This window comes from Acidimicrobiia bacterium, from assembly GCA_035948415.1.
In the GTDB taxonomy this organism is placed as follows: Bacteria; Actinomycetota; Acidimicrobiia; order IMCC26256; family PALSA-555; genus PALSA-555.
On record DASZJD010000054.1, the window covers coordinates 1 to 25068 of the forward strand.

General features: G+C 73.8%; 25 protein-coding genes. 11 read left to right on the plus strand and 14 right to left on the minus strand.

The genetic code is table 11. The features are described 5' to 3' along the window. Positions 1 to 1214: HD domain-containing phosphohydrolase (locus VG869_07110; protein HEV3450956.1), on the minus strand; the 1214-nt coding region annotated here is incomplete at its 3' end. A 430-nt stretch (positions 1215 to 1644) separates the two neighbouring features. After that, positions 1645 to 2607 (minus strand): pirin family protein, encoded by a 963-nt coding sequence (locus VG869_07115; protein HEV3450957.1) that lies wholly within the window; start codon positions 2605 to 2607, stop codon positions 1645 to 1647. Positions 2608 to 2725: 118 nt separating this feature from the next. Between VG869_07115 and VG869_07120 the strand changes: the two genes are divergently transcribed. Beyond that, positions 2726 to 3571 (plus strand): LLM class F420-dependent oxidoreductase, encoded by an 846-nt coding sequence (locus VG869_07120; GenBank protein ID HEV3450958.1) that lies wholly within the window; start codon positions 2726 to 2728, stop codon positions 3569 to 3571. Positions 3572 to 3605: 34 nt separating this feature from the next. On the opposite strand, the gene VG869_07125 is transcribed toward VG869_07120, so the two are convergent. Then, a complete protein-coding gene (locus VG869_07125) occupies positions 3606 to 3896 on the minus strand; it encodes a hypothetical protein (protein ID HEV3450959.1) in 291 nt (96 codons plus the stop codon). A gap of 212 nt (positions 3897 to 4108) precedes the next feature. On the opposite strand from VG869_07125, the gene VG869_07130 reads away from it, so the two are divergent. Beyond that, positions 4109 to 5074, plus strand: coding sequence for a DUF72 domain-containing protein (locus tag VG869_07130; protein HEV3450960.1), 966 nt, complete (start codon positions 4109 to 4111; stop codon positions 5072 to 5074). Positions 5075 to 5084: 10 nt separating this feature from the next. Here VG869_07130 and VG869_07135 read toward each other — a convergent pair whose 3' ends face one another. Further along, complete coding sequence (locus VG869_07135) at positions 5085 to 6155, minus strand: D-2-hydroxyacid dehydrogenase (protein ID HEV3450961.1); 1071 nt, start codon at positions 6153 to 6155, stop codon at positions 5085 to 5087. Between the two features lie 99 nt (positions 6156 to 6254). After that, complete coding sequence (locus VG869_07140; protein ID HEV3450962.1) at positions 6255 to 6758, minus strand: hypothetical protein; 504 nt, start codon at positions 6756 to 6758, stop codon at positions 6255 to 6257. Positions 6759 to 6884: 126 nt separating this feature from the next. Between VG869_07140 and VG869_07145 the strand changes: the two genes are divergently transcribed. Continuing rightward, positions 6885 to 7970, plus strand: coding sequence for a CoA transferase (locus VG869_07145; protein ID HEV3450963.1), 1086 nt, complete (start codon positions 6885 to 6887; stop codon positions 7968 to 7970). Positions 7971 to 8024: 54 nt separating this feature from the next. On the opposite strand, the gene VG869_07150 is transcribed toward VG869_07145, so the two are convergent. After that, positions 8025 to 8858 (minus strand): 2OG-Fe(II) oxygenase, encoded by an 834-nt coding sequence (locus tag VG869_07150; GenBank protein HEV3450964.1) that lies wholly within the window; start codon positions 8856 to 8858, stop codon positions 8025 to 8027. A 97-nt stretch (positions 8859 to 8955) separates the two neighbouring features. On the opposite strand from VG869_07150, the gene VG869_07155 reads away from it, so the two are divergent. Next, positions 8956 to 9498, plus strand: coding sequence for a manganese efflux pump (locus tag VG869_07155; protein ID HEV3450965.1), 543 nt, complete (start codon positions 8956 to 8958; stop codon positions 9496 to 9498). 21 nt (positions 9499 to 9519) lie between these two features. Here VG869_07155 and VG869_07160 read toward each other — a convergent pair whose 3' ends face one another. Together VG869_07160 and VG869_07165 are read right to left on the minus strand one after the other, a co-directional pair. Further along, a complete protein-coding gene (locus tag VG869_07160; protein HEV3450966.1) occupies positions 9520 to 10680 on the minus strand; it encodes a CoA transferase in 1161 nt (386 codons plus the stop codon). Further along, positions 10680 to 11864, minus strand: a complete 1185-nt coding sequence (locus VG869_07165; GenBank protein ID HEV3450967.1) for a CoA transferase — start codon at positions 11862 to 11864, stop codon at positions 10680 to 10682. The genes VG869_07160 and VG869_07165 overlap by 1 nt, the downstream gene beginning before the upstream one ends. A gap of 105 nt (positions 11865 to 11969) precedes the next feature. Here VG869_07165 and VG869_07170 point away from each other — a divergent pair, with 105 nt between their 5' ends. Beyond that, the gene (locus tag VG869_07170; GenBank protein HEV3450968.1) at positions 11970 to 13415 is read left to right on the plus strand and encodes an aldehyde dehydrogenase; all 1446 of its coding nucleotides are present in this window, start codon (positions 11970 to 11972) and stop codon (positions 13413 to 13415) included. Between the two features lie 13 nt (positions 13416 to 13428). Here VG869_07170 and VG869_07175 read toward each other — a convergent pair whose 3' ends face one another. Together VG869_07175 and VG869_07180 are read right to left on the minus strand one after the other, a co-directional pair. Further along, positions 13429 to 14379 (minus strand): sigma-70 family RNA polymerase sigma factor, encoded by a 951-nt coding sequence (locus VG869_07175; protein ID HEV3450969.1) that lies wholly within the window; start codon positions 14377 to 14379, stop codon positions 13429 to 13431. Between the two features lie 75 nt (positions 14380 to 14454). Then, a complete protein-coding gene (locus tag VG869_07180) occupies positions 14455 to 15183 on the minus strand; it encodes a site-specific DNA-methyltransferase (GenBank protein HEV3450970.1) in 729 nt (242 codons plus the stop codon). Positions 15184 to 15360: 177 nt separating this feature from the next. On the opposite strand from VG869_07180, the gene xseA reads away from it, so the two are divergent. Further along, positions 15361 to 16695: an exodeoxyribonuclease VII large subunit gene (gene xseA / locus VG869_07185; GenBank protein HEV3450971.1), complete on the plus strand. Its 1335-nt coding sequence runs from the start codon at positions 15361 to 15363 to the stop codon at positions 16693 to 16695. Next, the gene (xseB, locus tag VG869_07190; GenBank protein HEV3450972.1) at positions 16692 to 16937 is read left to right on the plus strand and encodes an exodeoxyribonuclease VII small subunit; all 246 of its coding nucleotides are present in this window, start codon (positions 16692 to 16694) and stop codon (positions 16935 to 16937) included. Before xseA ends, xseB begins: the two co-directional genes overlap by 4 nt. Here xseB and VG869_07195 read toward each other — a convergent pair. Further along, entirely contained in the window at positions 16934 to 17665 is a 732-nt protein-coding gene (locus VG869_07195) for a hypothetical protein (GenBank protein HEV3450973.1), read from the minus strand. The genes xseB and VG869_07195 overlap by 4 nt on opposite strands. Before the next feature lie 50 nt (positions 17666 to 17715). Here VG869_07195 and VG869_07200 point away from each other — a divergent pair, with 50 nt between their 5' ends. Further along, positions 17716 to 19155, plus strand: coding sequence for an FGGY family carbohydrate kinase (locus VG869_07200; protein HEV3450974.1), 1440 nt, complete (start codon positions 17716 to 17718; stop codon positions 19153 to 19155). Between the two features lie 63 nt (positions 19156 to 19218). Here VG869_07200 and VG869_07205 read toward each other — a convergent pair whose 3' ends face one another. Next, the gene (locus VG869_07205) at positions 19219 to 19974 is read right to left on the minus strand and encodes an SRPBCC domain-containing protein (protein HEV3450975.1); all 756 of its coding nucleotides are present in this window, start codon (positions 19972 to 19974) and stop codon (positions 19219 to 19221) included. A gap of 352 nt (positions 19975 to 20326) precedes the next feature. On the opposite strand from VG869_07205, the gene VG869_07210 reads away from it, so the two are divergent. Continuing rightward, entirely contained in the window at positions 20327 to 20983 is a 657-nt protein-coding gene (locus VG869_07210; GenBank protein ID HEV3450976.1) for a TetR/AcrR family transcriptional regulator, read from the plus strand. Positions 20984 to 21003: 20 nt separating this feature from the next. Here VG869_07210 and VG869_07215 read toward each other — a convergent pair whose 3' ends face one another. Beyond that, complete coding sequence (locus tag VG869_07215; protein ID HEV3450977.1) at positions 21004 to 21507, minus strand: polyketide cyclase / dehydrase and lipid transport family protein; 504 nt, start codon at positions 21505 to 21507, stop codon at positions 21004 to 21006. Between the two features lie 193 nt (positions 21508 to 21700). Between VG869_07215 and VG869_07220 the strand changes: the two genes are divergently transcribed. Both VG869_07220 and VG869_07225 read left to right on the plus strand, forming a co-directional pair. Next, complete coding sequence (locus VG869_07220) at positions 21701 to 23125, plus strand: cystathionine beta-synthase (protein HEV3450978.1); 1425 nt, start codon at positions 21701 to 21703, stop codon at positions 23123 to 23125. Next, the gene (locus tag VG869_07225; protein HEV3450979.1) at positions 23122 to 24276 is read left to right on the plus strand and encodes a cystathionine gamma-synthase; all 1155 of its coding nucleotides are present in this window, start codon (positions 23122 to 23124) and stop codon (positions 24274 to 24276) included. Before VG869_07220 ends, VG869_07225 begins: the two co-directional genes overlap by 4 nt. 20 nt (positions 24277 to 24296) lie before the next feature. On the opposite strand, the gene VG869_07230 is transcribed toward VG869_07225, so the two are convergent. Then, on the minus strand, positions 24297 to 25061 hold the full coding sequence (locus VG869_07230) for a succinate dehydrogenase/fumarate reductase iron-sulfur subunit (GenBank protein HEV3450980.1): 765 nt from the start codon (positions 25059 to 25061) through the stop codon (positions 24297 to 24299). Positions 25062 to 25068 lie beyond the last annotated feature (7 nt).

The window sequence follows — 25068 nt, forward strand, 5'->3', positions numbered from 1 at the left end:
CGCTCGCCCCGGCGGTCGAGCACCCGCAGCAGCGCCTGCACGCACGACTCGTCGAACTGGCGTCCGGCGTTGCGGTACAGCTCGGCGACCGCCTCCTCTTGCGGCATGGCCCGCCGGTAGGCGCGGCTCGACGTCATGGCGTCGAACGCGTCCGCGACGTGGATGATCCGGGCCTCGAGCGGGGCGCCGAGGCCGTGGCTCTCAGCGCCGATCGCCGCCGCGCAGGGGGCCAGCGCCTCGATGCGGCGCACGAGCTGGACGCTGATCTCCTCGTGCCGGCGAACCGCGGCGTACTCGGACGCGGTGAGACGGCCGGGCTTGTTCAGGAGGCGGTTCGGGACCGTGAGCTTCCCGATGTCGTGCATGAGCGCCGCGTCACGGAGTCGTCGCAGGCGGGACGCGGAGAAGCCGAGCTCAGCGCCGACGTACGTCGCGAAGCGGGCCACGCGGGCCACGTGCCCGCCGGTGTAGGGGTCCTTGGCCTCGAGGGCCTGGACGAGCACCGCCAGCGTCGCCTCGTGCTGGTCGTTCACGGCGAGGTACGAGGCGAAGGCCTGCCGGGCCGCGAGGATCGGGGTGATGAAGAGCGCCACGATCAGCGCCCCGTGGGCCTCGTACAGCCGGCCGAGGAAGACCCCGAGGATGGCGAACACCACGATCTCGAAGTCGGCGAACCCCCACAGATCGCTGATCTGGCGCCGCAGCGACCCGCCGTCGCGCAGGCTGATCGTCACGCTCAGCAGCGCGATGTCGACGAGCCAGTACGCGACCGCGGCGGCGACCGCGCCGGCCAGCTCGAGCACGACGCTGTGCGCCGAGCGGGCGACGAGCGAGAACGCCCCGGCGGCGGCGAGCGTCGCCAGCCCGAGCGTCCCCATGTTGAAGGCCAGGCGCCGCCAGTCCCGTTGCCGCAGGTGCGGCCAGTAGATGCCGCCCGCCATGCCGACGAGCAGCGGCCCGAGCAGCGGCGCGCTGTCGCGGAAGACGAACACGGCGGCGAGCGAGATCATCACCGACGCCGACACCGACGAGCCGTTCGGGAGGTGCACCACGATGTGCTCGGCGAACGCGCAGAGCGCGGCGAGCAGGAGCAGCGGCGCCACGGCCGCGGTCTCGCCGCGGGCGGCGAACGCGGCGGCGAGCGCGACCGCCACCGCGAACACCGCGGTGCACCAGGCGCTGAGCGCCCGCGGGTGGGCGAGCTGGATGTCCATTGGGGCGGTGCCGGTCCTCGGGGGCAGGATCCCGGGGGATTAGGTGTGGGTCGGGTCTACTTCCAGGTCCGGCCAGCTCCCCCGGCAAGCACCACCGCAGCAATGCTCGATCCGATGAGAGCGACGCGGGCAATTGCACGCTTGCTCACGCCACACCCCCTCCTCCCCTTGGAGCTGGTGCCGACCAAGCGCTACTGAGGCGGCACCGCGATGCGCTCCGCTAGAAGCAGGGGCTATGCCCTCTGGTTCGTGACCCGGGACCCTGCCCTCGAGGCCCGGCGTGGACTCCCTTCGTCACAGCAACAACACGGGCCACCAATTCTCACGCACTCGGGCAGGTTCGGCAACTCCCCGGGTCGGTGCTGCCACCGTGAGCGCGCGAATCCGGGGTCGGCACGGGGTTCCCCAGGGCCCGCCGGCTGCGACCGGGCTACCGGGCGGCCGTGGTGGGGGGGACCGTCCCCATCCGCCCGGCCTCGAAGTCCTCGAAGGCCTGGGCGATCTCGGCTCGGGTGTTCATCACGAACGGGCCCTGCCACGCCACCGGCTCGCGGATCGGCCGCCCGCCGAGGAGGAGCACCTCGAGGTCGCCGGCCTGGTCCTGGCGCGCCGCCGCGCCCAGCGTGACCGAGTCGCCGGGGCCGAACACGGCCAGCTGCCCGGTCGAGACCGGCCGGCTCTCGGGACCGACGCGGCCGCGGCCCGCGAGCACGTACGCGAGGGCGTTGAAGTCGCGGGGCCACGGCAGCGCGAGCTCGGCGCCCGGGCTGAGCGTGGCGTGGACGAGCGCGATCGGCGTGCGCGTGGTGCCAGGGCCGCGGTGGCCGGCGACTTCGCCCGCCACGACGCGGACGAGCGCCCCACCGTCCTCGGACCGGAGCAGCGTGACGCGCCCGGCGGGGATGTCCTGATACCGCGGTGGCACCCATTTCTGGGCCGAGGGCAGGTTGACCCACAGCTGGACGCCGTGGAAGAGCCCGCCGCGCGCGACCAGGTCCTCGGGCGGCGTCTCGATGTGGAGGATGCCGGCGCCGGCGGTCATCCACTGCGTGGCCCCGTCGGTGATGACCCCGCCGCCCCCGGTCGAATCGTGGTGCTCCATCGTCCCGTCGATCATGTACGTGACCGTCTCGAAGCCTCGATGCGGGTGCCACGGGGTGCCCTTCGGCTCGCCGGGCGCGTACTCGATCGCGCCCATCTGGTCCATGTGGACGAAGGGGTCGAGCGCGCGCGGCTCGACGCCTGCGAACGCCCGGCGCACGGGGAACCCGAGACCCTCGAAGCCCGGCGGCGCGCTCGTGACCGACAGGACCGGACGCGGGGTGGTGCGGCGCGGGTCGGGGCGCGTGATCGTGGGGAGCGTCAGCGGGTCCTCGACCGTGACCGCTGGCATGGCGCCCTCCCTTCTCGTGCGTGGCAACCGGCCCGGGCCGGCTCGCATTCCGTGCCGAGGCCAGCCGACTGCCGGCGGTCACCAGCCCGAGGCGCCGGGGACGTGGTAGAAGCAGGCGATGCGCTTCGGCTTCAAGACTGCGCCCCAGAACACGACCTGGGCCGACATGCGGGCGGTCTGGGAGGCGGCGGACCGGATCGAGCTCTTCGAATCGGGGTGGACGTTCGACCACTTCTATCCGATCTTCTCGGATTCGCGGGGGCCGTGCCTCGAGGGGTGGGTCACCACGACGGCCCTGGCCCAGGCGACGCGTCGGCTGCGGATCGGCGTGCTCGTCACCGGGATGCCGTACCGGCATCCCGCGGTGCTCGCCAACATGGCGGCCACCCTGGATGTCGTCTCCGACGGTCGACTCGAGCTCGGGATCGGCGCGGGATGGAACGTCGAGGAGGCCACCGCCTACGGCATCGACCTGCACGCGTCCCTGACGGATCGCTTCGACGCCTTCGACGAGGGCTGTGCCGCCATCGTCAGCCTTCTGACGAAGGAGACCACGACGCTCGGAGGTCGTTTCGTCCAGCTGCAGGAGGCCCGCTGCGAGCCGAAGCCGGTGCAGCATCCCCACCCGCCGATCTGCATCGGGGGCACGGGGGAGCGGCGCACGCTCCGGTCCGTGGCCCGCTTCGCGCAGCACTGGAACTTCCCCGGCGGGGACGTGGCGACGTTTCGAGGCAAGCTCGACGTGCTGCGCGGGCACTGTGCCGACCTCGGACGTGATCCGGCCGAGATTCTCACCTCGACGCACCTGCGCCTCCCCGAGAGCGGTGACACCGGCCCGCTCGTCGAGCAGGCCGAGCGGTTCGGCGACGCCGGGCTCGACCTGGGGATCGTGTATCTGCCGCCGCCCCACTCGGCGTCGGTGCTCGAGCCGGTCGCGGCCGCGCTCCAGCACCTCCGCGGCTGACGATCGTCGGCGAGCTGGTCGGCGGCGACCCTCGCTAGGACACCCGCGTCCCTCGGGCTCGGCGCCGGCGAGCCGGGGCGACGCCGACGCTGGCGATCACCACGCCGGCGGCCAGGGCCAGCAGCGAGACGTCGGTGCCCGGCGCGACGACGGCGACGACCGCGGCCAGGGCTCCGAGGAGCACGCCGGCGACGTTCGATCGGCGCACGGCGCGCGGCGTCGCGCCGGCATCACCTTGGGCGGAGCCTCGCTGACCCTGCCCGCGACGCGCCCGGCGACAGCCGGCGACGACGATGGCCGCCCCTCCGACGAGGAGGGCGGCCACCACGAGCCATTGGACCACCGCGTTCGGTGCACAGCCGCATCCCGCCGCGAGCACGCCGAGCACCTGCCTTTCGCCGACTGGCGCGCCGAGTATCGCGCCCGGAGGCGGCGGCCCGGCGCGAGGGCGGCGCCAGGACGCCGTCACCGCGGGCAGACTCGGTGCCCGAGCGCCGGGGCCCAGCCGAATCCCCGCCGCCGAGGCCGGAGGGCCGGATGAGCGTCGCAGCGTCGGGGCGGACCGGTCCTCGCCTCGCCGTCGGCGCCGGCGTCGTCCGGGTCGGCACCTGCTCGTGGGCCGACTCGACGCTGGTCAAGGACACCCACTGGTATCCCCGCCGCTCGATGAGCGCCGCCGACCGCCTGGCCTTCTACGGCGAGCACTTCCCCCTCGTCGAGGCCGACAGCACCTACTACCGGCCCCCGTCGGAGCCCTTGACCCAGGGATGGGCCGAGCGATCACCGGCGGGGTTCGTGTTCGACATCAAGGCCTACTCGCTCTTCACGCACCACCCGACCCGCCCCGAGACGCTGTGGCCCGACGTCCGCGACGGGATCCAGGCCAACTTCGCCGGCAAGCGCACCGCCTACGTCGAGCATCTGACCTCGACCGCACTCGACGCGGCCTGGGCGCACTTCGTCGCCGGGCTCCGGCCGCTCCAGGAGGCCGGCAAGCTCGGCGCCGTCCTCTTCCAGTTCCCGCAGTGGTACCCGCCGAACCGCGCCCACCGGGAGGAGCTCGCGGCCCTGCCGGCGCGCCTCCCCGGCGTGCGGATCAGCGTCGAGTTCCGTTCCCCGCGCTGGCTGGCGGAGGGAGACCGCGACCGGACGCTCGAGACGCTCGAGGCCGCCGGGCTGGCGCTCGTGGTCGTCGACGCTCCCGCGCGTTCGGGGCTGACGACCGTCCTTGCCGCGACCCGCCCCGACCTGGCCGTCGTGCGGCTCCACGGTCGCAACGACGAGGCCTGGGACCAGCGCGGCGGGACCGCCGCCGAGCGCTTCCAGTACCTCTACCGACGGGACGAGCTCGAGCCGTGGGCCGAGCGGGCGGCCCAACTGGCGGGCGAGGTGGACGAGGTGCACATGCTCTTCAACAACTGCTACCAGGACTACGGCGTCCGCAACGCCCAGGACCTCGTCGAGCTGCTCGTCGAGCAGGGCGCCCGCCCGGAACGTTCCTGACGGCGCACCCTCAGTAGCCGCGGCCCAGGTCGACCTGGTTCAGCAGCGGCTCGCCCGCGAGGAACCGAGCCAGGTTGTCCCGGAACAGCCGGTGCAGGTTCACGAAGAGCGCCGTCGGCGCCGACGCCGAGTGGGGCGACAGGAGAAGGTTCGGTGCCGACCAGAGTGGATCGTCGGGCGGCAGCGGCTCGACGTGGGCGACGTCGAGCGCCGCGGCCCGGAGGTGTCCCCGCTCGAGGGCGGCGATGAGCGCAGCCTCGTCGAGGAGGGACCCCCGTCCGACGTTGCAGAAGAACGAGCCCGGCTTCATGGCCGCGAAGGCCGCCCCGTCCATCAGCCCCGTCGTCTCCGGAGTCTCCGGGACCGCGGCGACGACCGCGTCGCACTGCCCGAGCATTCTGTGGAGCTCGCTCGGCGGGAACACCTGCTCGACGTTGGCGGCCCGGGAGCCGGGTGTCGCGGACCGTCGGGTGGCCAGGACACGCAGTCCGAAGGCGGCGGCGCGCGACGCGACGGCCGAGTTGATCGCGCCGAGTCCGAGCAGCCCGAGGGTGCTGCCCTCGAGCTGACGCCCGTACAGCGGCTCCCAGTCATGGCGGGCCTGCAGCTCGTCGAGGGCGCGGAACCGCTTCCACTCCTGGAGGACGCGGGCGAGCGCGAACTCGGCGATCGCCACCGCGTTCGCGCCGGCCGCGGTCGTGAGCCGGATGCCGGCCTCCGCCAGCCCCGCGGACTGGAGCTGGCCGGTGCCGGCGCCGACCGCTTGGACCCACCGGAGCCGCGGCGCGACCCGGCCCACGTCGAACGGCAGGTCGATCGCGAGCGCGACGTCGAGACGCGCCAGCGCCGACCGTTGGGCGTCGGTCAGCGGCGGGGCCTGCTCGTGCAGCCGATCCGCGCCCGGCTTGCCGCGGGCGCTCCGCAGGTCGTGCGGCTCGACGTAGGTCTGGACCACGACCTCGACGCCACCGAGGTCCTCGAGGTCCGCGACCGCGGCTCCGAACCGCTCGACGTCGCCGTACCACTCGGGTGGGTACAAGATGCCGACCACGAGCGGGGTGGGAGCAGTCGGATCGGACACGGGTGGCCCCAGTTCGTCGACGTCGGTGCGGCGTGAACCTACGCGAGCTCGTGCCGGGCCGGGCCAGCAAGCGGGCCTCCCGCGGCGCGGGACGACCGACTACGCGATGTGCCGCCTGCGGTCGGAGGTCGGGCCGCGATCGTGCTCGCCCCGCCGGTCCGTTTCCGACGACGCCTCGTCGTGCGCACGCGCGGAGTCGGCCGGACGGCGCAGCGTGGTGTGCCGCTCAACGAGGGCCTGAGCCCACTCCTCGAAGTCTCCCCAGCGGGACGACCAGTCGTCCGGCCAGTGGTACTGGAGCGCGGGGTGCTGCTCGATGAAGGCCCGGGCCCGAGCGCGCGCGGCGCGCCATCGGGGCGTCCAGGCCGCTCGCAGCGCGTGGCGGCCGGCCGTGACGCCGCGTCCGAAGGCGCGGCCGAGGGCGCCGACGCCGGCGACGGCACGGGCGCGAGGCGAGCGTCGAGCGCGAGCCGCTCGACCGGGTCGCGGCGTCGCCCGCGCCGCGGTGCCGCGACCGGACAGCCGGGCGTCGGCGCGGACGATGAGGGTGACCGCGAGCACGGTCACCCCCGCAGCCACGAGCACCAGCACGAGCGCGAGCACGAAGCCATTCTCTACCCTCCCGGCGGGCCGAGAAAAACGTCGGGGCACTCAGGCGGTCCTCAGCCGGGCGGCGGCCCGGTCGCCGGTGTCGCGGCCAGGCGGCGGGGTCGTAGGATCCGGCGCTGCGTGTCCGGACGAAGCGCGTCCGCCGCGGGCCTGCTCGACGGCGTGCGCATCCTCGACCTCAGCATCTGGCGCCCGGGTCCCTACGCGACGCAGCTGCTCGCCGACCTCGGGGCGGACGTGCTGAAGGTCGAGCCGCCGGGTGGGGATCCGATGCGGATCTTCCCGGAGCTCTTCGCGACCCTCAACGCCAACAAGCGCAGCGTCGTGTTGAACCTCCGCGACGGCAGCGATCGGACCCGGGCGCACGAGCTGGTGGCGGACGCTGACGCGCTGGTCGAGGGCTTCCGCCCCGGCGTCGCGGCCCGGCTGGGGATGGGTGAGGCCGACGCCCGCGCCATCAACCCCGCGATCGTGTACTGCTCGGTCTCGGGGTACGGCCAGGACGGCCCGCTCGCGACCGCGCCCGGGCACGACCTGAACTACCAGGCCTACGCCGGCGTCCTCGCGCCCGAGGGTGGCCCGCCGGTCCAGTGCGCGGTGCCCATCGCCGATCTCGGCGGCGGCCTCGCCGCGGCGATGGGGGTGTGCGCGGCGCTGCTCGGACGGGCCCGCACGGGCGAGGGCGAGCACGTCGACGTGGCCATGGCCGACCTCCTGGCCTCCTGGACCGGCCCGCTCACCGGCCTGCGAGTGGGCGAGACCGGAGCCCGGCTCGGGCGGCTGCCGTCGTACGGCTCGTTCCGCACCGCGGACGGGTCGTGGCTGACGATGGGGGTCATCGACGAGCAGCACTTCTGGACCGCGGTGTGCGACGGCCTCGGCCTCGACGACCTGCGCGGCCTCGACCTGGCCGGCCGAACTGCCCGCCACGACGAGATCCGGGCTCGGCTCACCGCGGCCATCGCCGCCCGACCCCGCGACGAGCTCGTCGAGGTGCTCGGCCGCGACGCCCCGGTGGCGCCGTCGCTGACCCGCGAGGAGATGCTGCGACACCCGCAGTTCGTGCACCGCGGCATGTCCGGCGGTGCCACCCCCGACGGGTATCCGTCCATGGGCTACCCCGTGCGGTTCGCGCGGGCGCCGGCCCGGCCGCCGGCGCGGGCGCCGGCGCTCGGCGAGCACCAGACCGAGGGCTTCGGCCCCTGAGCCACTCGGGCGCGTGGACCTCGACGCCGGCGCGCGCCAGCGCGGGCGTCGGGCTCAGGACGACCGGTAGATGTGGCGGGTCGGCACGACGCCGCCCCGGCGGACCTTCCGGACCGCGGCGCGGAGCGCAGCGTCGACGCGAAGGACCGTGTCCTTCACGAGCTCGTCCGGGAAGCCGCGGAAGCTCGTCGGGTGGAAGTACTCCTGCCCCGGTGGGTCACGCTCGTCGAGGAGCGGGCGCGGGGCGAAGTAGTAGTTCGAGAGGCAGCAGCGGGCACCGTCGTGGGTCACCGGGCTGACGGAGTGCCACGACCGTCGAGTGGTTCCCATCAGCACCAGGTGGTTGAACCGGCTCGGGATCGTGCGGCCGCCGGGCCGTCGAGGTCCGTCGTCCCAGAGCTGGAGGCTGCCGCCGTACTCGGGCCGCCAGTCCGGCGTGACGTAGTAGAGGAGGTTCAGCACCCGGTACGCCGAGCGGTCGTGGTCGTGCGAGTTGTCGACGTGCGGGTTCAGGAAGTTGCCCCGTCGCATCACGCTGATCCCGCCCGCGTACAGGTGGGGGTCCGGCATCAGCCCGCGAACGTCCGAGATCGCCCGGAGCTGGTCGAGGACCGGCGGCTCCTGGAACGCGTACACGGCCTCTTCGAGCAGCGGGGGGTACCGGTCCATCTGCGCCGACACGTACTTCCGCTCGCGCAGGGTCCGTCGCTCCATCATGTGGTCGGGCGCCGGGAAGGCGGCGTGGATCGCCTGGCAGGTCTCGACGTCGAGGGCGCCGGGGAGCACGCAGGCGTGGATGCGGCCCGTCTCGTGGAACTGCGCCCGAAGGGCGGCCTGGTGGCGTCGGAGCCGGTCGGCGATCACCGTGCCGAGGCTCACACGGTCCATCGGGGCTGGAGGCTACAACCGGCCAGCGTCGGCCCTCGGCGGCACCGGCGCCCCGACCGCCCGCCGCGCCGGGGGCGGCGCGTTAGCGTCCGGGCCGATGGTCCGGCTGCTCGCCGTGGCCGCGCCGCTCGGGCTCTCCAACTTCGCCGGCGGCGTCGCCATCGGCCTCGACGGCCTCGCGGCGCGTCGGCGGCTGGAGGCGGCGCTCGTGTTCGCGGCCTTCGAGGCCGGCATGCCGCTCGCGGGGCTCGCCGTCGGGCGCGGCGTCGCCACGCTGGTCGGGGACTCGGCCGCGGTTTTGGGGGGCCTGGTGCTGGTCGGTCTCGGCGCCTGGCTGCTCCTCCAGGCCGCCCGCGCCACGCGGGGGACGCGGCCTCGTCGCACGTGGAACCGCGGTCGGCTCGTCGTCGTCGCCGCCGCGCTCAGCGTCGACAACCTGGTCGCCGGCTTCGCGTTGGGCGCCTTGCAGGTCTCGGTGCTGGTGGCCGCCCTCGTCATCGGCGCCGTCAGCGCGGTGCTGGGCTTCGCCGGCCTCGAGCTCGGCCACCGGGCCGGGCGGCGGCTCGCGGGGTACGCGGACGCCTGCTCGGCGGCCGGCCTGATCGCGGTGGGGGCCCTCGCCGCGCTCCGAATCCTGTGACGGGCGGACGGCGGGCCGACGTCACCACCGCCACGGGTACGCGTCGTCGGGCCAGGTCACGACCCCGGCGCGGCGGAGCTCGTCGATCTCGGCCCGGTCGCAGCCGAGCTCCTCGAGGATCTCCTGGGTGTGCTCGCCCACCCGCGGCGGGGGTCCCTGGATCCGCCCCGGCGTCTCGGAGAAGCCGACCGTGTGCCCGAACTGGCGCAGGGTCCCGAGCGTCGGGTGCTCGTACTCGGCGACCAGGCCGAGGCGCTCGGCGTCGGCGTCGAACAGCGCGGCCTCGCCGCCCTTGACGTCGACCGCGACCTCGTTCGGCACGCCGACGTCGTCGAGGACGTGCGACCACATGACCGCGGTCTGGGTCCGGAACGCCGCCTCGAGCTGCGGGACGGCGGCGGCGCCGTCGTCGACGCCGGTCGCAGCGCAGAGCTCCGACCAGTCGCGGTCACGGATCGCCGCCACCTGGATCCAGCCGTCGTTTGTCTCGTACAGGCGGTAGCCAGGGTCGAAGCCGCGCTGGTCGGCGTCGAGCTTCGGGCGCGACGTCGGGGTCCCGTCCGCCCGCAGCAGCACGTCGGAGGAGAACACCGCCCCGCCGTCCATGAGCGACGTCCAGAGCTCCTGGCCGGCTCCGGTGCGGCGCCGGTGATAGAGGGCGGCGAGCACGCCGACGACGGACAGCATCGCGTTCGACGTGTCGCACATCCCGTAGCGGTAGTACAGGGGGTCGTGGCCGTGGGGCACCGCGCCGGCCTCGTGCTCGAGCCCGGCCGAGGCCTGGTAGAGCGGGTCGAGGCCGCCGAACTCCGAGAGCGGCCCGTCGAGCCCGTAGGCGTAGGTGTTGCAGTAGACGAGGTCGGGCTTGACGGCGCGACAGGCGTCGTAGTCGAGGCCCAGCCGGCTGGCGGTCCCCTTCGTCATGTTGTGGTGCACGACGTCGGCGGTGGCGACGAGCCGCAGCGCCAGCTCGTGCCCGGCTGGGTCCTTCACGTCGAGCGCGATGTCACGCTTGCCGCGCTGGCAGCCCAAGAAGGGCGCGCCGGCCATGCGCATCCCGTCTCCCCGGACCGGCTCGACCTTGATCACGTCCATCCCGAGGTCGGCCAGGATCATGGGGCCGAACGGGCCGGCCAGGTACTGCCCGAAGTCGATGAGGCGGAGCCCCTCGAGGGCGTGCATCAGGCGCGGCTCCGGGCCGCGGCGCGGGTGGCGCCGCCGGTGATGGCAGGGATGTCGTCGGCGCCGTACCCGAGCGCGCCCCACACCTCGTCGTCGTCGGCGCCCACCGGGGGCTGCGGACCCGCGATCGCGCCCGGGGTGCCGAGCAGGTGGATCGGGACGCCGATCTGGGTCGCGGGCCCGAGGTCCGGGTCGGCGACGGTGGCGACCATGTCGTTCGCGATCAGCTGCGGATGCGCGAACTGCTCCTCCGGCGCGACGACGGCCTCGGCGATGTGGTTGTGGGCCACGAGCTCGGCGATGAGCTCGCCCCGGCGGCGGGTCTTGAACGCGTCGCGCCGGCGGTCGTTCATCCGGTTCTGCTGCTGCAGCGGCAGGAGGCCCTCGAGGTCCTCGGGCGGCGGCGCCGTGACGCCGAGGATCTCGTCGAGCGACTTGGTCGGGGTCTTCCCGCTCATCACCGAGACGTGGACGTACTCGCGGTCGGCGCACTCGAAGATCATCGGCTGGTGCACGCCCGGCGGGTGGCTCTTCGCCATGAGGCCGTAGTAGGCGGCGTCGCCGTGCTCGGCGTGCTGCCAGATCTGGGTGGTGTAGAGGAACACCCCCTGGAGCAGGCTCGTCTGCACGTGCTGACCCCGGCCGGTCGTCTCCCGGGCGAGCAGCGCGGCGAGGACGCCGCTGGCCACGAGGTAGATCGCGCCCATGCTCGGCATGGGCATGGCGAGGAAGATCGGCCCCGGGCGCCACCCCGGCTGCTCCCACTGCTGGCCGGACGCCGCCTGCACGAGCGCGTCGTAGCCCGGCCGGGGCGCGAGCCGATGACCCGGCGGGTAGGCGGGCACCGAGCAGTAGACGAGCCGAGGGTTCGTCGCCGCGCAGGCCTGGTAGCCGACGCCGAGCCGGTCCGTGACGCCGGGCCGGAACGACTCGACGAGGACGTCGGCGGTGGCGACGAGGCGGTGGAACGCCTCCCGACCCGCGTCGGCCTTGAGGTCGACCTGCACCGCTCGGCGCGAGCGCGTCCACACCTTGTAGCCGTCGTAGCACCGGAAGGGGTCGCCGCCCGGCGGCTCGACCTTGATCGTGTCCGCGCCCTGCTCGGCCAGGAGGAGGACGCCGAGCGCCCCGGCCGCGCCCCAGCTGAGGTCGAGGATGCGAACGCCGTCGAGCGCGCCGGGCACGCCCGGCATCCTTCCACGGGCCTGACGCGGGTGTCAGGTGGCCGTGGGCCGGGCCGACCGCGACGCACTAGCGTCGGCGCCGCGACGCCGACCTCGGGAGGAACCGTGCAGGCCTACGACAAGCTCTACATCGGCGGCGAGTGGGTCGAGCCCGTGGGCACGGGCACGATCGACGTCATCTCCCCCCACACCGAGGCGGTCATCGGACGGGTGCCCGACGCCGCGCCGGCCGACATGGACCGCGCCGTCACGGCGGCTCGCCGCGCCTTCGACGACGGGCCGTGGCCGCGGATGACGCCCGCCGAGCGGGCCGAGGGCATCAAGCGCCTCTCGGGCGCGCTGCAGTCGCGGTCCCAGGAGCTGGCCGACACCATCTCCTCGGAGAACGGCTCGCCGAAGTCCTGGTCGCTGATGGGGCAGGTCTTCTCGGCCACGATGGTGCTCGACACGTACGCCGGGCTCGCGTCCGGGTACGGCTGGGAGGACCGGCGCACCGGCGCCCTCGGCGCGCCGGTCATCGTCCGGCGCGCGCCGGTCGGCGTCGCCGCCGGCATCATCCCCTGGAACGTGCCGCTGTTCATCAGCGCCCTGAAGCTCGGGCCCGCGATGGCGGCGGGCTGCCCGATCGTGCTGAAGCCGGCGCCCGAGACGCCGCTCGACGGCTACCTGCTCGCCGAGGCCGTCGCCGAGGCCGACCTGCCGCCGGGCGTCGTGAACGTGGTCGCCGGGGGTCGCGAGACCGGCGAGCACCTCGTGCGGCACCCCGGGATCGACAAGGTCTCGTTCACGGGCTCGACCGCCGTCGGCAAGCACATCGGCGAGCTGTGCGGCGGGATGCTGAAGCGGCTCACGCTGGAGCTCGGCGGGAAGTCGGCGGCGATCGTCCTCGACGACGCCAACCTCGACGAGGCGATGCTCGGCAACCTCGTGATGTCCGGCCTCATGAACAACGGCCAGGTCTGCGGCGCGCAGAGCCGAGTCCTCGTGTCGAAGCGGCGCTACGGCGACGTCCTCGACGCGCTCGGCACCGCGGTCGGCGCCTTGAAGGTCGGCGACCCGCTCGACGACACGGTCCAGGTCGGGCCGCTCGTCGCCGAGCGCCAGCGGACCCGGGTCGAGGGCTACCTCGAGGCCGGGAAGGCCGCGGGCGCACGACCGGTCGTCGGCGGCGGCCGCCCCGCCGACCTGCCGACCGGCTGGTACGTCGAGCCGACGGTGTTCGCCGACGTCAGCAACGACATGAAGATCGCGCGCGAGGAGATCTTCGGGCCGGTGCTGTCGGTGATCCCGTACGACGACGAGCGGGAGGCGATCGCGATCGCCAACGACTCGGACTACGGGCTCTGCGGCTCGGTGTGGACGGCGGATCCCGAGCACGGCGCCGCGGTGGCCGCCCAGGTGCGGACCGGCGTCGTGGCCGTCAACTCGTCGATGATCCTCGACTTCAACGCGCCGTTCGGCGGGTTCAAGCAGTCGGGGATCGGGCGCGAGCTCGGCCCCGAGGGCATCGACCCCTACACCGAGTACCAGACGATCATCCTGCCGGCCTGAGCCGGGGCGCCGGTCAGCTGGCGAGCGCCTCGCCGGCGTCCACGCCGGCCATCGACGGGTGACGCAGCTTCGAGAGGATTCGCGCCTCGATCTGGCGGACGCGCTCGCGGGTCACGCCGATCTCCTTGCCGACCTCGGCCAGGTCGCGCGGGCCGCCGCCGTCGAGGCCGTACCGCAGCTCGACGATCCGCCGCTCCCGGTCGTCGAGGAGGCCCAGCATGGTCTGGACCACGTGCACCCGCGCCTCCCGGTTGGCGATGTCGTCGGCGAAGGGGGTCTCGTCGTCGGCGATGGTGTCGCCGAGGAGCAGGTCGTCGCTGTCGCCGTCGCCGATCGGGGCGTCGACGCTCGCCATCCGGGTCGGGAACCGGCGGACCTCGCCGACGCGGGCGGCGTCGACGCCGCTGGCGGCGGCGATCTCCTCGTCGGTCGGGGTGCGCCCGAGGCGCGCCTCCAGGTCGTCGGAGACCCGGGCCACGAGGCGGTAGGTGTCCTCGGCGTGGGCGGGGAGGCGGATGAGGCGAGCGGTGTCGGCGTAGCCGCGGGTGATGGCCTGGCGGATCCACCACGTGGCGTAGGTGGAGAACTTGAAGCCCTTCCGGAAGTCGAACTTCTCGACCGCGTGCATGAGCCCGAGGTTGCCGAGCTGGATGAGGTCGCCGAGCGGCAGCCCGGTGCTCTGGTAGCGGCGGGCGATCGAGACGACCAGCCGCAGGTTGGCGACGACGAACTCGTCGCGGGCCCGCTGGCCGGCAGCGACGGCCTCGTGGAGGCGGCGACGCTGGGTGGGCGAGAGTCGTCCGGGCGACTCGAGGCGCTCGAGCGCGGCGAGGCCGTCCATGACGAGGCGGCCGAGGCGCGCCTCGTCGTCCTTCGTCAGGAGGTCGTGGCGTCCGATCGCCTCGAGGTAGGCGCCGACCGCGTCTTGCTGCTCCGAGTTCTGCCTACGAACCCGCGTCGCCATGGGCGCCTCCCTGGTGTTTCGCCACTGACAACGCTCGCGGATGCCTTGGACGTTCCCATGTGACGTCCGCCACACTCACCCGGCCGTGGCCGCCTCCAGCCGGGCCCGGGCGGCGCCGGCGTAGCCGGGGTCCAGCTCGAAGCCGACGAACCGGCGGCCCAGCTCCACGGCCGCCACCCCCGTGGATCCGACCCCCATGAAGGGGTCGAGGACCAGGTCCCCGGGCCGGCTGGCCAGCTCGACCAGGCGGCGGAGCACCGACAGCGGCTTCTGGGTCGGGTGCTTGGGGTCTCGGACCCGTTCGTGGCCGCCGCAGACCGGGGCCTCGAGGAAGTTGTGCATGTCCCGCTGGCGCCCGAAGTTCCAGGTGTGGCCCTGGTCCCAGCAGCACACCACGAGCTCGCAGGAGTTCAGGAACCCGGCCCGGCGCAGCTTCGGGGGCGGGTTCGTCTTGTGCCAGACCAGGAACTGGAAGGTGTCGAAGGCGGGGTCGAAGACCTCGTGCCAGCGCCCGAGCAGGTTGTACGAGGTGAAGGCGAAGAGGTTGCCGTGGGGGGCCAGCACCCGCCGGATCTGGTCCAGCCAGTCCTTCGGGTCGAAGGTCACCTGGTCCCAGGGCGCGAGGTCGTTGTTGAAGTCGGACCGCCATGACATGGCGATGTTCCCCCGCGAGTACGACGCCAGGTTGTAGGGGGGGTCGGTGCAGACCAGGTCGACGGACTGGTCCGGGACGGCGCGGATCAGGTCGCGGGCGTCCCCAGCGTGGACCTCGAACGGGCACCGGCCCCGCCCGCCAACGGGCACCGGCCCATCGAAGCAGATGCGGGCCACCGCCGGTGACCACCGGGCCCGGCGCCATACTGGCCCGCTCGTCGAAGCGTCGGAGCGGGAGGGGTGCGTGGAGCTGCGGAGTGATGGGGCGGGCCCCGCCCGGGGGTGGCGGGGCCGGTCGGCCGGGGGGGCCGGGCCGAGGGCGGCGCCGTGACCGAGCAGCCGTCGCTGCTCGACGGGGACGTCGGGTCGGAGCCCACGCTCGGCGTCGCCGAGCTCAACGCCGCGATCAACGCCTCGCTGAGCGCGGCGTTCCCGGACTCGGTCTGGGTGCGGGGCGAGGTCCAGGCGCTGCACGTCTCGCGCAACCAGCACTCCTACTTCGAGCTCGTCGAGCCCGACGAGCGTCGAGACCGGGTCCGGGCGGCGATCCGAGTGGCGCTGTTCCGGGACGATCGACCCCCGGTCAGCCGGGCCCTGCGAGCGGCCGGGCTTCGACTCGCGGACGGCGTCGAGGTCCGCATCCGCGCCCGCGTCGACTTCTGGCCTCCCGCCGGCCGGCTCCAGCTCGTCATGTCGGGCATCGACCCGGCGTTCACGGTCGGGCGGCTCGCCGCCGACCGGGACCGGGTCGTGCGGACGCTCGCCGCCGAGGGCGTGCTCGGCCGCAACGCCACGCGACCGCTGCCGATGGTGCCCCTCCGGATCGGGCTCGTCACCAGCGGCGGCAGCGCCGCGTACCGTGACTTCCTCCAGGGGCTCGAGGGCAGCGGCTACGCGTTCCGTGTCGCGCACTGCGATGTGCGGGTGCAGGGGGCGGCCGCGTCTCGGCGGGTCGTCTGGGCGCTGCGACGGCTCGCGGCCCTCGACCTGGACGCCGTCGCGGTCGTCCGCGGCGGCGGGGCTCGCAGCGATCTGGCCCCGTTCGACAGCGAGCTCGTCGCGCGGGCCATCACGGAGATGCCGGTGCCGGTTCTGACCGGGATTGGCCACGAGACCGACCGGACGGTCGCCGACGAGGTCGCGCACACCTCGGTGAAGACGCCGACCGCCGCCGCCGCGGTGCTCGTGGAGGCCGTCGACGCCTACGTCGAGCGCCTCGCCACGGTGGCACACCGGGTGTCCCTCCGTGCCCGTGGCGTCGGCGCGCTCGCGCAACGCGAGCTCAGCGGGATCGCCGGTCGGCTGCGCCGCGCCGTCCCGGCCGCGCTCGAGCGCGAGCGCCGAGCCCTGGACGGGCGCCAGCGCCGGGCCGTGCACGCCGGCCGACGCGGGGCGCTCGAGGGCACGCGGGCCCTGGCGAGCCGGCACGCGGCCGTCGTGGTCGCGTCCCGCCACGGCCTGGCCGCCGAGCGCGGACGCGTCGACGGCGCCGCGGCGCGGCTCCGCGCCTTGGACCCGCGCCGGGTGCTCGAGCGCGGCTACACCATCACGCGGGACGAGCAGGGCGCGATCGTGCGTGCCGCCGACGCGGTGGCGGGCGGCTCGCTGCTGGTGACCGAGACGGCCGACGGGCGGCTGCGCAGCCGGGTGGAGGACGAATGACGGCGAAGGCGTCCGAGCCCGGGTACGGGGAGGCGATGGCCGAGCTCGACGCCATCCTCGTCGAGCTGGAGGGCGACGAGCTCGACGTCGACGTGCTGGCCGAGCGGGTGCAGCGGGCGAGCGAGCTGCTGAAGCTCTGTCGGGCCCGGATCGTCCGGGCCCAGCGCGACGTGGACCGGATCGTCGCCGACCTCGAGGACTTCGACGGGGCCGACGACGCCGCGGACGCCGAGCCCGGCTAGGCGCTCGCCGCCACGGCAGCGACGACCGCGTCCTCGAACGGCCAGTTCCCCTCGACGTGGCGGTTGCCCTCGACCTGCATGTCGCGCAGCCACCAGAACAGGTAGACGCCACACGTGAAGACGCTGGCGATCACCCGCCCCGCGTAGTTGTGCTTGCCCTTCACCCGGGCCGGATCCGGGGAGGGGAGCGTGAGACCGAGCCGGGCGTACACCTGGGCCAGGTCGGCCTCGATCGCGACCTCGGCTCGATCGTGGGCGTCGAAGTCCTGGTCGATGAAGATGAACCCGACGAGCTGGGCGATGCCCGGAAAGATCAGGTTCACGCTGCCGCCGACGACGTCGATGACCACCCAGACCGTCGGGTCGCGGAACTCGCGGGTCAGCCGCTGCATCGTGCCGAGCGAGCCCGCGACGCGATCGAAGGCGGGGCGCAGCTCGTCGACCAGGCCGCGCTCGGAGGCCAGCTCCCAGGCGTAGACGTTCGCGGCCTCGAGGAACTCGAGCCGGCGCTGGTTGTGGTCGCGGTCGCGCCGCATGAGTTGGTAGAAGAGGTAGAAGCCGAAGATCCCGCAGGTGATGATCGTGAGGAAGATGTTCAGCCCGGGGCCGGTGAACACGTAGTCGGTCTGGGCGCGGCGGTCGTAGGCAGCGCGGATCCGGGCCGGCGGCGTCATCGCGGGTTGGCTCGGCCACGACGCCGCGGGCATCGGCGGCGGTGGCGTGCTCACGCGGCGGACCCTATCGTGGCCCTTGGCGTTTGGATGGGAAGCGGGGACCCATGCCGCTCGTGCTCGGCATCGACTCGGCGGCCGGCGCGACGACGGTCGAGATGCGCGACGCCGACGACGGGCGCGTGTACGCGGCGGGTCGAGCGCCCCATCGAAACCCGGGGGCCGCCGACGGCGAGGTGGACCCGAGCGTGTGGTGGCACGCGCTCGTCGACGCCCGACACGCGCTCGGCGGCGCGCTGGGCGTGGCCGCGGTGGCGGTGGCCGGCCAGCAGCCGGGTCTGATCGTCCTCGACGAGGCGCGCGAGGTGCTCCGGCCCGCCAAGCTCGCGGCGGCGAGCGACGCCGTCCGCCAAGCCGAGGCGCTCGTCGACGATCTCGGCGGCCCGGCGGAATGGGTCGGCGAGGTCGGGCTGGTGCCGGACGCGTCGTCGCCGATCGCGCAGCTGGCCTGGCTCAAGCGCGCCGAGCCCGAGCAGTGGGGGCGCGTCGCCTCGGTGCTGACGCCGCACGACTGGCTCACGTACCGGCTGAGCCGGGCGCTCGTCACCGACCGCGGCGACGCGTCGTGGACCGGCTACTGGTCGCCCCGTGAGAACCGCTGGCGAACCGACCTGCTCGCGTACGTCGACGAGGAGAAGGACTGGTCCCGCTGCCTGCCCCGCGTGTGCGGGCCGCGCGAGCCGGCCGGCGACCGCGCCGGCGTGCTGATCGCCGCCGGCACCGGTGAGCCGATGGCAGCGGCGCTCGGGCTCGGGCTCGGTCCCGGCGACCTGGCGGTGGCGCTCGACCGCACGGTCCGGGTGTTCACGGTCCGCGAGCGTCCCACCGACGATCCCAGCGGCGCGGTGGCCGGGTTGGCCGACGCGGCCGGGCGGTTCCTGCCGACGGTCAGCCTGCGCAACGGCATGAACGCGATCGGCGCGGTCGCGCGGTTGCTCGGGGTCGACGCCCACCGCTTCGACCAGCTGGCGCTGGCGGCGCCCCCCGGCGCCGGCGGGGTCACGGTCCTGCCGTACTTCTCGGCCGAGCGGCCGGCGGCGGACCTGCCGAGCACAGGGCAGATCCTGGGGCTCCGGGCCGACGTGACCGCCGAGGAGCTGGCCCGGGCGACGGTCGAGGGGGTCGTGTGCTCGGTGCTCGACGGACTCGACGCCCTCCGCGCCGCCGACGTGCCGCTCGGCGGGCGGATCACGCTGGTCGGCGATGGGTCCCGCTCCCACGCGGTGCAACACGTGCTCGCCGACCTGTCGCAGCGAGCCGTCTCCGCGTCGGCCGGGGACAGCGCCGCCGCCACCGGCGCCTGCGTCCAGGCCGCGGCCGCGCTCCGCGGCTGGCCTCCGCACGAGCTGGCGGAGGCGTGGCGCCTGGCGCCCACCCGCGAGGTCGAGCCGGACCCAACCGGGGACCCCGAGGGTGTCCGGGGGCGCTTCCGGGCGGCGCGAGACCGCGCCCGCCGCGGGGACGACGGGCGCGGCGCGGGGAGCTAGCCCGGGGCGTTGCACGACCACCCGCCGCGCCCGAGCGTTCGCACCGGCGCGGCGAGCGCGGGCTCAGCCGTACATGAGCGACCCCGGCGTCGTGAGCAGCTCGCCGGTCTCGAGCAGGGTCTTCAGGCCCGAGAGGATCATCGGCCAGCCGCCGTAGAGCTCGTCGTTCGCGCCCTCGCGGAGCTGGTCGTGGGTGACGGTCAGGCGGGAGGAGTCGTCGCTGATCGGCTCGATCTCCCAGGTGACCCGCGAGGTCCCCTCGCGCTTCACGTCGTCGCTCCAGAGCGCCCGCATGGTCTGCACCAGCCGGCGGGGCGGGTCGACCTCGAGGACCTCGCCCTCCCCGAGCGGCACGGTGCCGTCGCGGGCGCTCATCTCGAGGCGCGACCCGGGGGTCCAGTCCGACGTGACGCGGGCACCGAAGTTGTACTTGCTGCGCAGGTCGGGGTCGGTGATCGCCTCCCAGATTCGCTCCGGGGTGGCGCGGATGTAGATCTCGAATACCTTCTCCATGCTTTCCTCCAGTCGGCTCTTGAGCCCGCTCAGCGCCGCGGCCCAGGGTTCGGCGTACTTGCTCACCCACCGGTCGTGGACCAGGCGGATCGGGACCGGGTTCAGGAAGTGGAGCTTCTCCCGCCCGCGCCGCTTGGCCACGACGAGCCCGGCCTCCTCGAGCTGCTTCAGGTGCTTCATCACCCCGAAGCGGGTCATCGAGAAGCGCTCCTCGAGTGCGCTCAGCGTCTGGCCGTCCTCGCGGTACAGCGCGTCGAGCAGGGCCCGGCGGGTCGGATCGGCGAGCGCCCTGAACACCTCGTCCACGCCCCGACTATAGGTGACCGTTTGGTCACTCGTCAACGGGCCGAGCGTCGCCGAGTGCGGCGCGACGGCACGCTGCCGACCGGGGTTGCCCGGCGCGCGGTTACCGCGCCAGGGCGCGGTCGGTCGACGACGAGGCTGCGACCGGCGCCGGCGATGGGCCCGGGCGGAGCTCGCCGTCGTCTCGGGTGGCCTCGAGGGCCCGGAGTCGCCGGTCCCAGCGGTCGCGTCGTCGGAGCCAGGTCAGGCCCGCCTCGGGGTCGGCGCCGGCTACCCTCGAAGGGTCAAGGTACCGATTAGTACGTTGCATACCGATGAGTATTCCGCATACTTCTCCGTATGTCAAGGGGAGCCCGTGGTCCTCGACCCGCTGACGCCGCAGCGCCGCCGGGAGCTCACCCGCCAGCACCTCATCGAGGCGGCCGCGGCCGTGTTCGCCCGGGAGGGCTTCTACGGGGCCTCGCTCGACGAGGTCGCGGCCGCGGCCGGGTTCACGAAGGGAGCCGTCTACTCGAACTTCAAGAACAAGGAGGACCTGTTCGTCGCCGTGCTCGAGGACCGGATGGCGACGCAGATCGCCTCCATCCAGCGGCTCCTCGACGAGGACTCTCGCCCTCCGGACGAGCAGCTGCCCGAGATCCTGAACCTGATCTCGACGTCTGAGTTCCAGCCGGACTGGACCGTCCTGTTCCTCGAGTTCGCGCTCTACGCGGCGCGCAACCCGGCGGCGCGCGAGCAGATCGCGGCCCAGCTCCACCGCTCCCGCGACGCCGTCGAGCGGATGGTGGCGATCGAATACGCCCGACGGGGGGTCGGCCCCGCCATCGCGCCGCGGAGCATGGCCACGATCGCGCTGGCCCTGTTCGCCGGCCTCGACCTGCACCGGCTGCTGGACCCCGAGGAGGTGACGACCGAGACGCTCGACGAGGTGTTGGTCCTCTTTGCCCTCGCGGCTCGAGGGATGGCTGCCGGCCGCGGCGCCGGACCGGAGGCGGGCGCGCCGCCGTCGTAGCCGGCGGCCGCGGGCGCGGGCTATCCCGGCGAGGAAGCGCGGCGCCGACGCCGGTGCCAGGCCAGCCCGCCCTCGAGCGCGGCCAGGATGGTGTCGTTGTCACGCGACAGCCGCCGGTGCACGTAGCGCTCGAGGCCCAGCCGGCGCATCCACGGGTTGAAGGTCTCGTAGGTCTCGTGGAAGTGGACGCGCGTCCGCCCCCCGCCGAGGTCCTCGAGGCGGGTGTGGCCGGTCGCCCTCGACCACAGCGGCTTCCCGATGGCGTCGTAGCGCCACGACTGGACCGGTCGGACCTTGGTCAGCCACTCCCAGGACTGGCCCACGCCGCCGGACAGGAGGAACCGCGGGACCGGGAACCAGCAGTGGCGGACGAGGCCTTCGCCGGTCTCGTCCCCGGGGTGCAGGATCTCGATGCGGGTCTTGACGTCGCGCGGCTGTGGCCGATCCGGCGCTCGGTACCAGAACATCTCCCACACCTCGTCGCGCGGTGCGTCGAGGTCCACTGCGAACGAGTGCTCCTGCATCCTCCGCTCCTGGCGTCCGCCGGTCGGGTCCCCGGGTCGGCGCTCCGTCGTCGGTGACCGGGCGGCGATCCGCGAACGCCCGGAGCGTAGAGGAGCGCTGCCGCCAGCACCGACGACGACGGCGTCACGACCGCGCGCGAGCGCCCGCGAGCGGCCGGTGGTTGCGTTCCGGGCCGGCAGTACGCTCGGCGTCGTGTCGGCCGTGCCCGTCTCGTCCGACCCCGCGGGCCCCGAGCAGATCGCCGACTCGCTGCTCGCGCTGATCGGGAACACGCCGTTGGTGCGGCTGCGGCGGGTCGGGCGCGATCTGGCCTGCGACCTCGTGGCGAAGCTCGAGATGCTGAACCCGGGTGGCAGCGTGAAGGACCGGCCCGCCGTCGCCATGATCGACGAGGCCGAGCGCCAAGGCCGGCTGAAGCCCGGCGGCACGATCGTCGAGCCGACCTCCGGGAACACCGGCGTCGGGCTCGCGATCGTGGCGGCCCAGCGCGGCTACCGGTGCATCTTCGTGATGTCCGACAAGATGTCGGACGAGAAGGTGGCGCTCCTGCGCGCGTACGGGGCCGAGGTCGTGGTGTGTCCCACGGCCGTCCCGCCGGAGCATCCCGACTCCTACTACTCGGTCGCAGACCGGCTGACCCGCGACACGCCGAACGCCTTCCGGCCCAACCAGTACTTCAACCAGGCCAACCCGGACGAGCACGAGCGCTCGACCGGCCCCGAGATCTGGCGGGACACCGGGGGACGCGTCACGCACTTCGTCGCCGGCGTCGGCACCGGGGGCACGATCACCGGCGTGGCCCGCTACCTCAAGGCCCAGAACCCCGCGGTGCAGGTGATCGCCGCCGACCCGGAGGGCTCGGTGTTCTCGGGTGGCACCGGCCGGCCCTACCTCGTCGAGGGCGTGGGCGAGGACTTCTGGCCGCCCACGTACGAACCTGGGCTCGTCGACCGGACGGTCATGGTGACCGACGCCGAGTCGTTCGCCGCGGCCCGGCGGGTCACCCAGGAGGAGGGCCTGCTCGTCGGGGGGTCGTGCGGCACCGCGGTGCACGCCGCGCTCGTCGTCGGGGCCGAGCTCGGCCCCGAGGCGCTCGTCGTGGTCCTGCTCCCGGACTCCGGGCGCGGCTACCTCTCGAAGGTGTTCAACGACGAGTGGATGAGGCGGTTCGGCTTCCTGACGCAGGACGGACCGACGGCCGGCGACGTGCTGGCCGCGAAGCGGGTCGGCGGCGAGCGCCCGATCCCCGACCTCGTGCTCATCACGCCGGAGGAGCCGGCGCGGCGCGGCTTCGCCCTCATGCGCGACCTCGGGGTCAGCCAGCTTGTGGTGAGCGTCACGAAGGAGCTCCCGCTGGCGGCCAAGGAGGTCTCCGGGACGCTGAGCGAGCTGCAGCTGATGGACAAGGCCTTCCGCGACCCGTCGGTGCTCGACCGACCGGTCGGCCAGGTGATGGAGCCGGCGATGCCGATGATCGGCGTGGGGGAGACGGTGAGCGACGTCGTGGACCGCCTCGACACCGGCACGTCGGTGCTGGTGCTCGACGGGGGCCACCCGATCGGGGTCCTCACCCGTCAGGACGTGCTGCAGTTCCTCGCCTCGCGCGCTCCGGGATGACCAGCGGCGACGGTTTCGAGACCCGGGCCGTCCACGCCGGTCAGGACCCGGACCCGGTGACGGGCGCGGTGGTCACGCCCATCACCTTGGCCACGACGTTCGCGCAGTCCGGTGTCGGGGACCACGGCGGCTACGAGTACGCCCGCTCCGCCAACCCGACGCGCGCGGCGCTCGAGTCGTGCGTCGCCTCCCTCGAGGGGGCCGCGCACGGGCTCGCCTTCGCCAGCGGCATGGCCGCTGAGGACGCGGTGCTCCGGGCGCTGACGCGCCCGGGCGACCACATCGTGCTGCCCCGCGACGCGTACGGCGGGACGTTCCGGCTCGTGGCCCGGGTCCTCCGCGAGACCGCCGGGGTGACGTGCAGCGCCGCCGACCTCACCGCCGCGGGATCGCTGGAGGAGGCCTGGCGCGACACGACGAAGGTCGTCTGGGTCGAGACGCCGACCAACCCCATGCTGAGCTGCATCGACATCGGAGCCGTGGCGACGGTCTCGCACGCCCGCGGCGCCACGGTGGTCGTCGACAACACGTTCGCGACCCCGTACCTGCAGCAGCCGCTCGACTGCGGCGCCGACGTCGTCGTGCACTCGACGACGAAGTACCTCGGCGGCCACTCGGACGTCCTCGGCGGCTTCGTGGCCCTCGACGACGCCGGATTGGCCGAGCGGACGGCGTTCGTGCAGAACGCCGCGGGCGCCGTGCCCTCGCCGTTCGACTGCTACCTGGTCCTCCGGGGGGTTAAGACCCTGGCCGTGCGCATGGAGCGCCACTGCGCCAACGCGCGGGCGGTCGCGGTGATGCTGCGCGACCACCCGGCCGTCGCCCGGGTGCTGTACCCGGGTTTCGCGGACCATCCCGGCCACCGGGTCGCGGCCCGACAGATGCGGGACTTCGGTGGGATGGTGAGCTTCTTCGCCGCAGGGGGCGAGGCGGCGGCGCTGGCGCTGGTGTCGAAGACGAGGCTCTTCACCCTCGCCGAGTCGCTCGGTGCGGTGGAGAGCCTCATCGAGCACCCGGCTCGGATGACGCACGCGTCGGTCGTGGATTCGCCGCTGGCCGTCGACCCGGCGCTCGTGCGGCTCTCGGTCGGCCTCGAGACCGCCGAAGACCTCGTCGCCGACCTGCGCCAGGCGCTCGACCAGGTGTCCTGACGCAGCCGTGCCGAGGTGGCTCAGGCGCGCTGACCGGCGAGGCGACGCTGCTTGAACTGCGCCTTCACGTAGTCGCGGTTCAGGAGGGCGATGAAGTCGATCGAGATCTCCTTTGGGCACGCCGCCTCGCACTCGCCGTGCATGGTGCACGACCCGAACCACCGCTCCATCTCGGTGACCATGTTGACGACCCGATCCCAGCGCTCGGGCTGACCCTGGGGAAGCAGATTGAGGTGCTGGACCTTGGCCGCGGTGAAGAGCTGCGCGGCGCCGTTCGGGCAGGCGGCGACGCAGGCCCCGCAGCCGATGCACGCCGCCGCGTCCATCGCGGTGTCGGCGGCGGGTTTCGGGACCAGGGTGAGGTTGGCCTCCGGCGCGCCTCCCGTCGGCGCCGTGATGTAGCCGCCGGCCTCGATGATCCGGTCGAAGGCGGACCGGTCCACGCAGAGGTCCTTGATGATCGGGAACGCCGCCGCCCGCCACGGCTCGACGGTGATGTGCGCGCCGTCGGGGAACTTGCGCAGGTGCAGCTGGCAGGTGGCCGTGCCCCGCTCGGGGCCGTGGGCCCGACCGTTGATCATCATGGCGCACGAACCGCAGATGCCCTCTCGACAGTCGTGGTCGAAGGCGACCGGCTCCTCGCCGGCCGCGATCAGGCGCTCGTTCAGAACGTCGAAGAGCTCGAGGAACGACATGTCCGGGCTCACGTCGTCCATCCGGTGGGTCTCGAACCCGCCCGACGCCAGCGGGCCGGCCTGGCGCCACACCTGGAGGATGATCTGCAACGCGGGC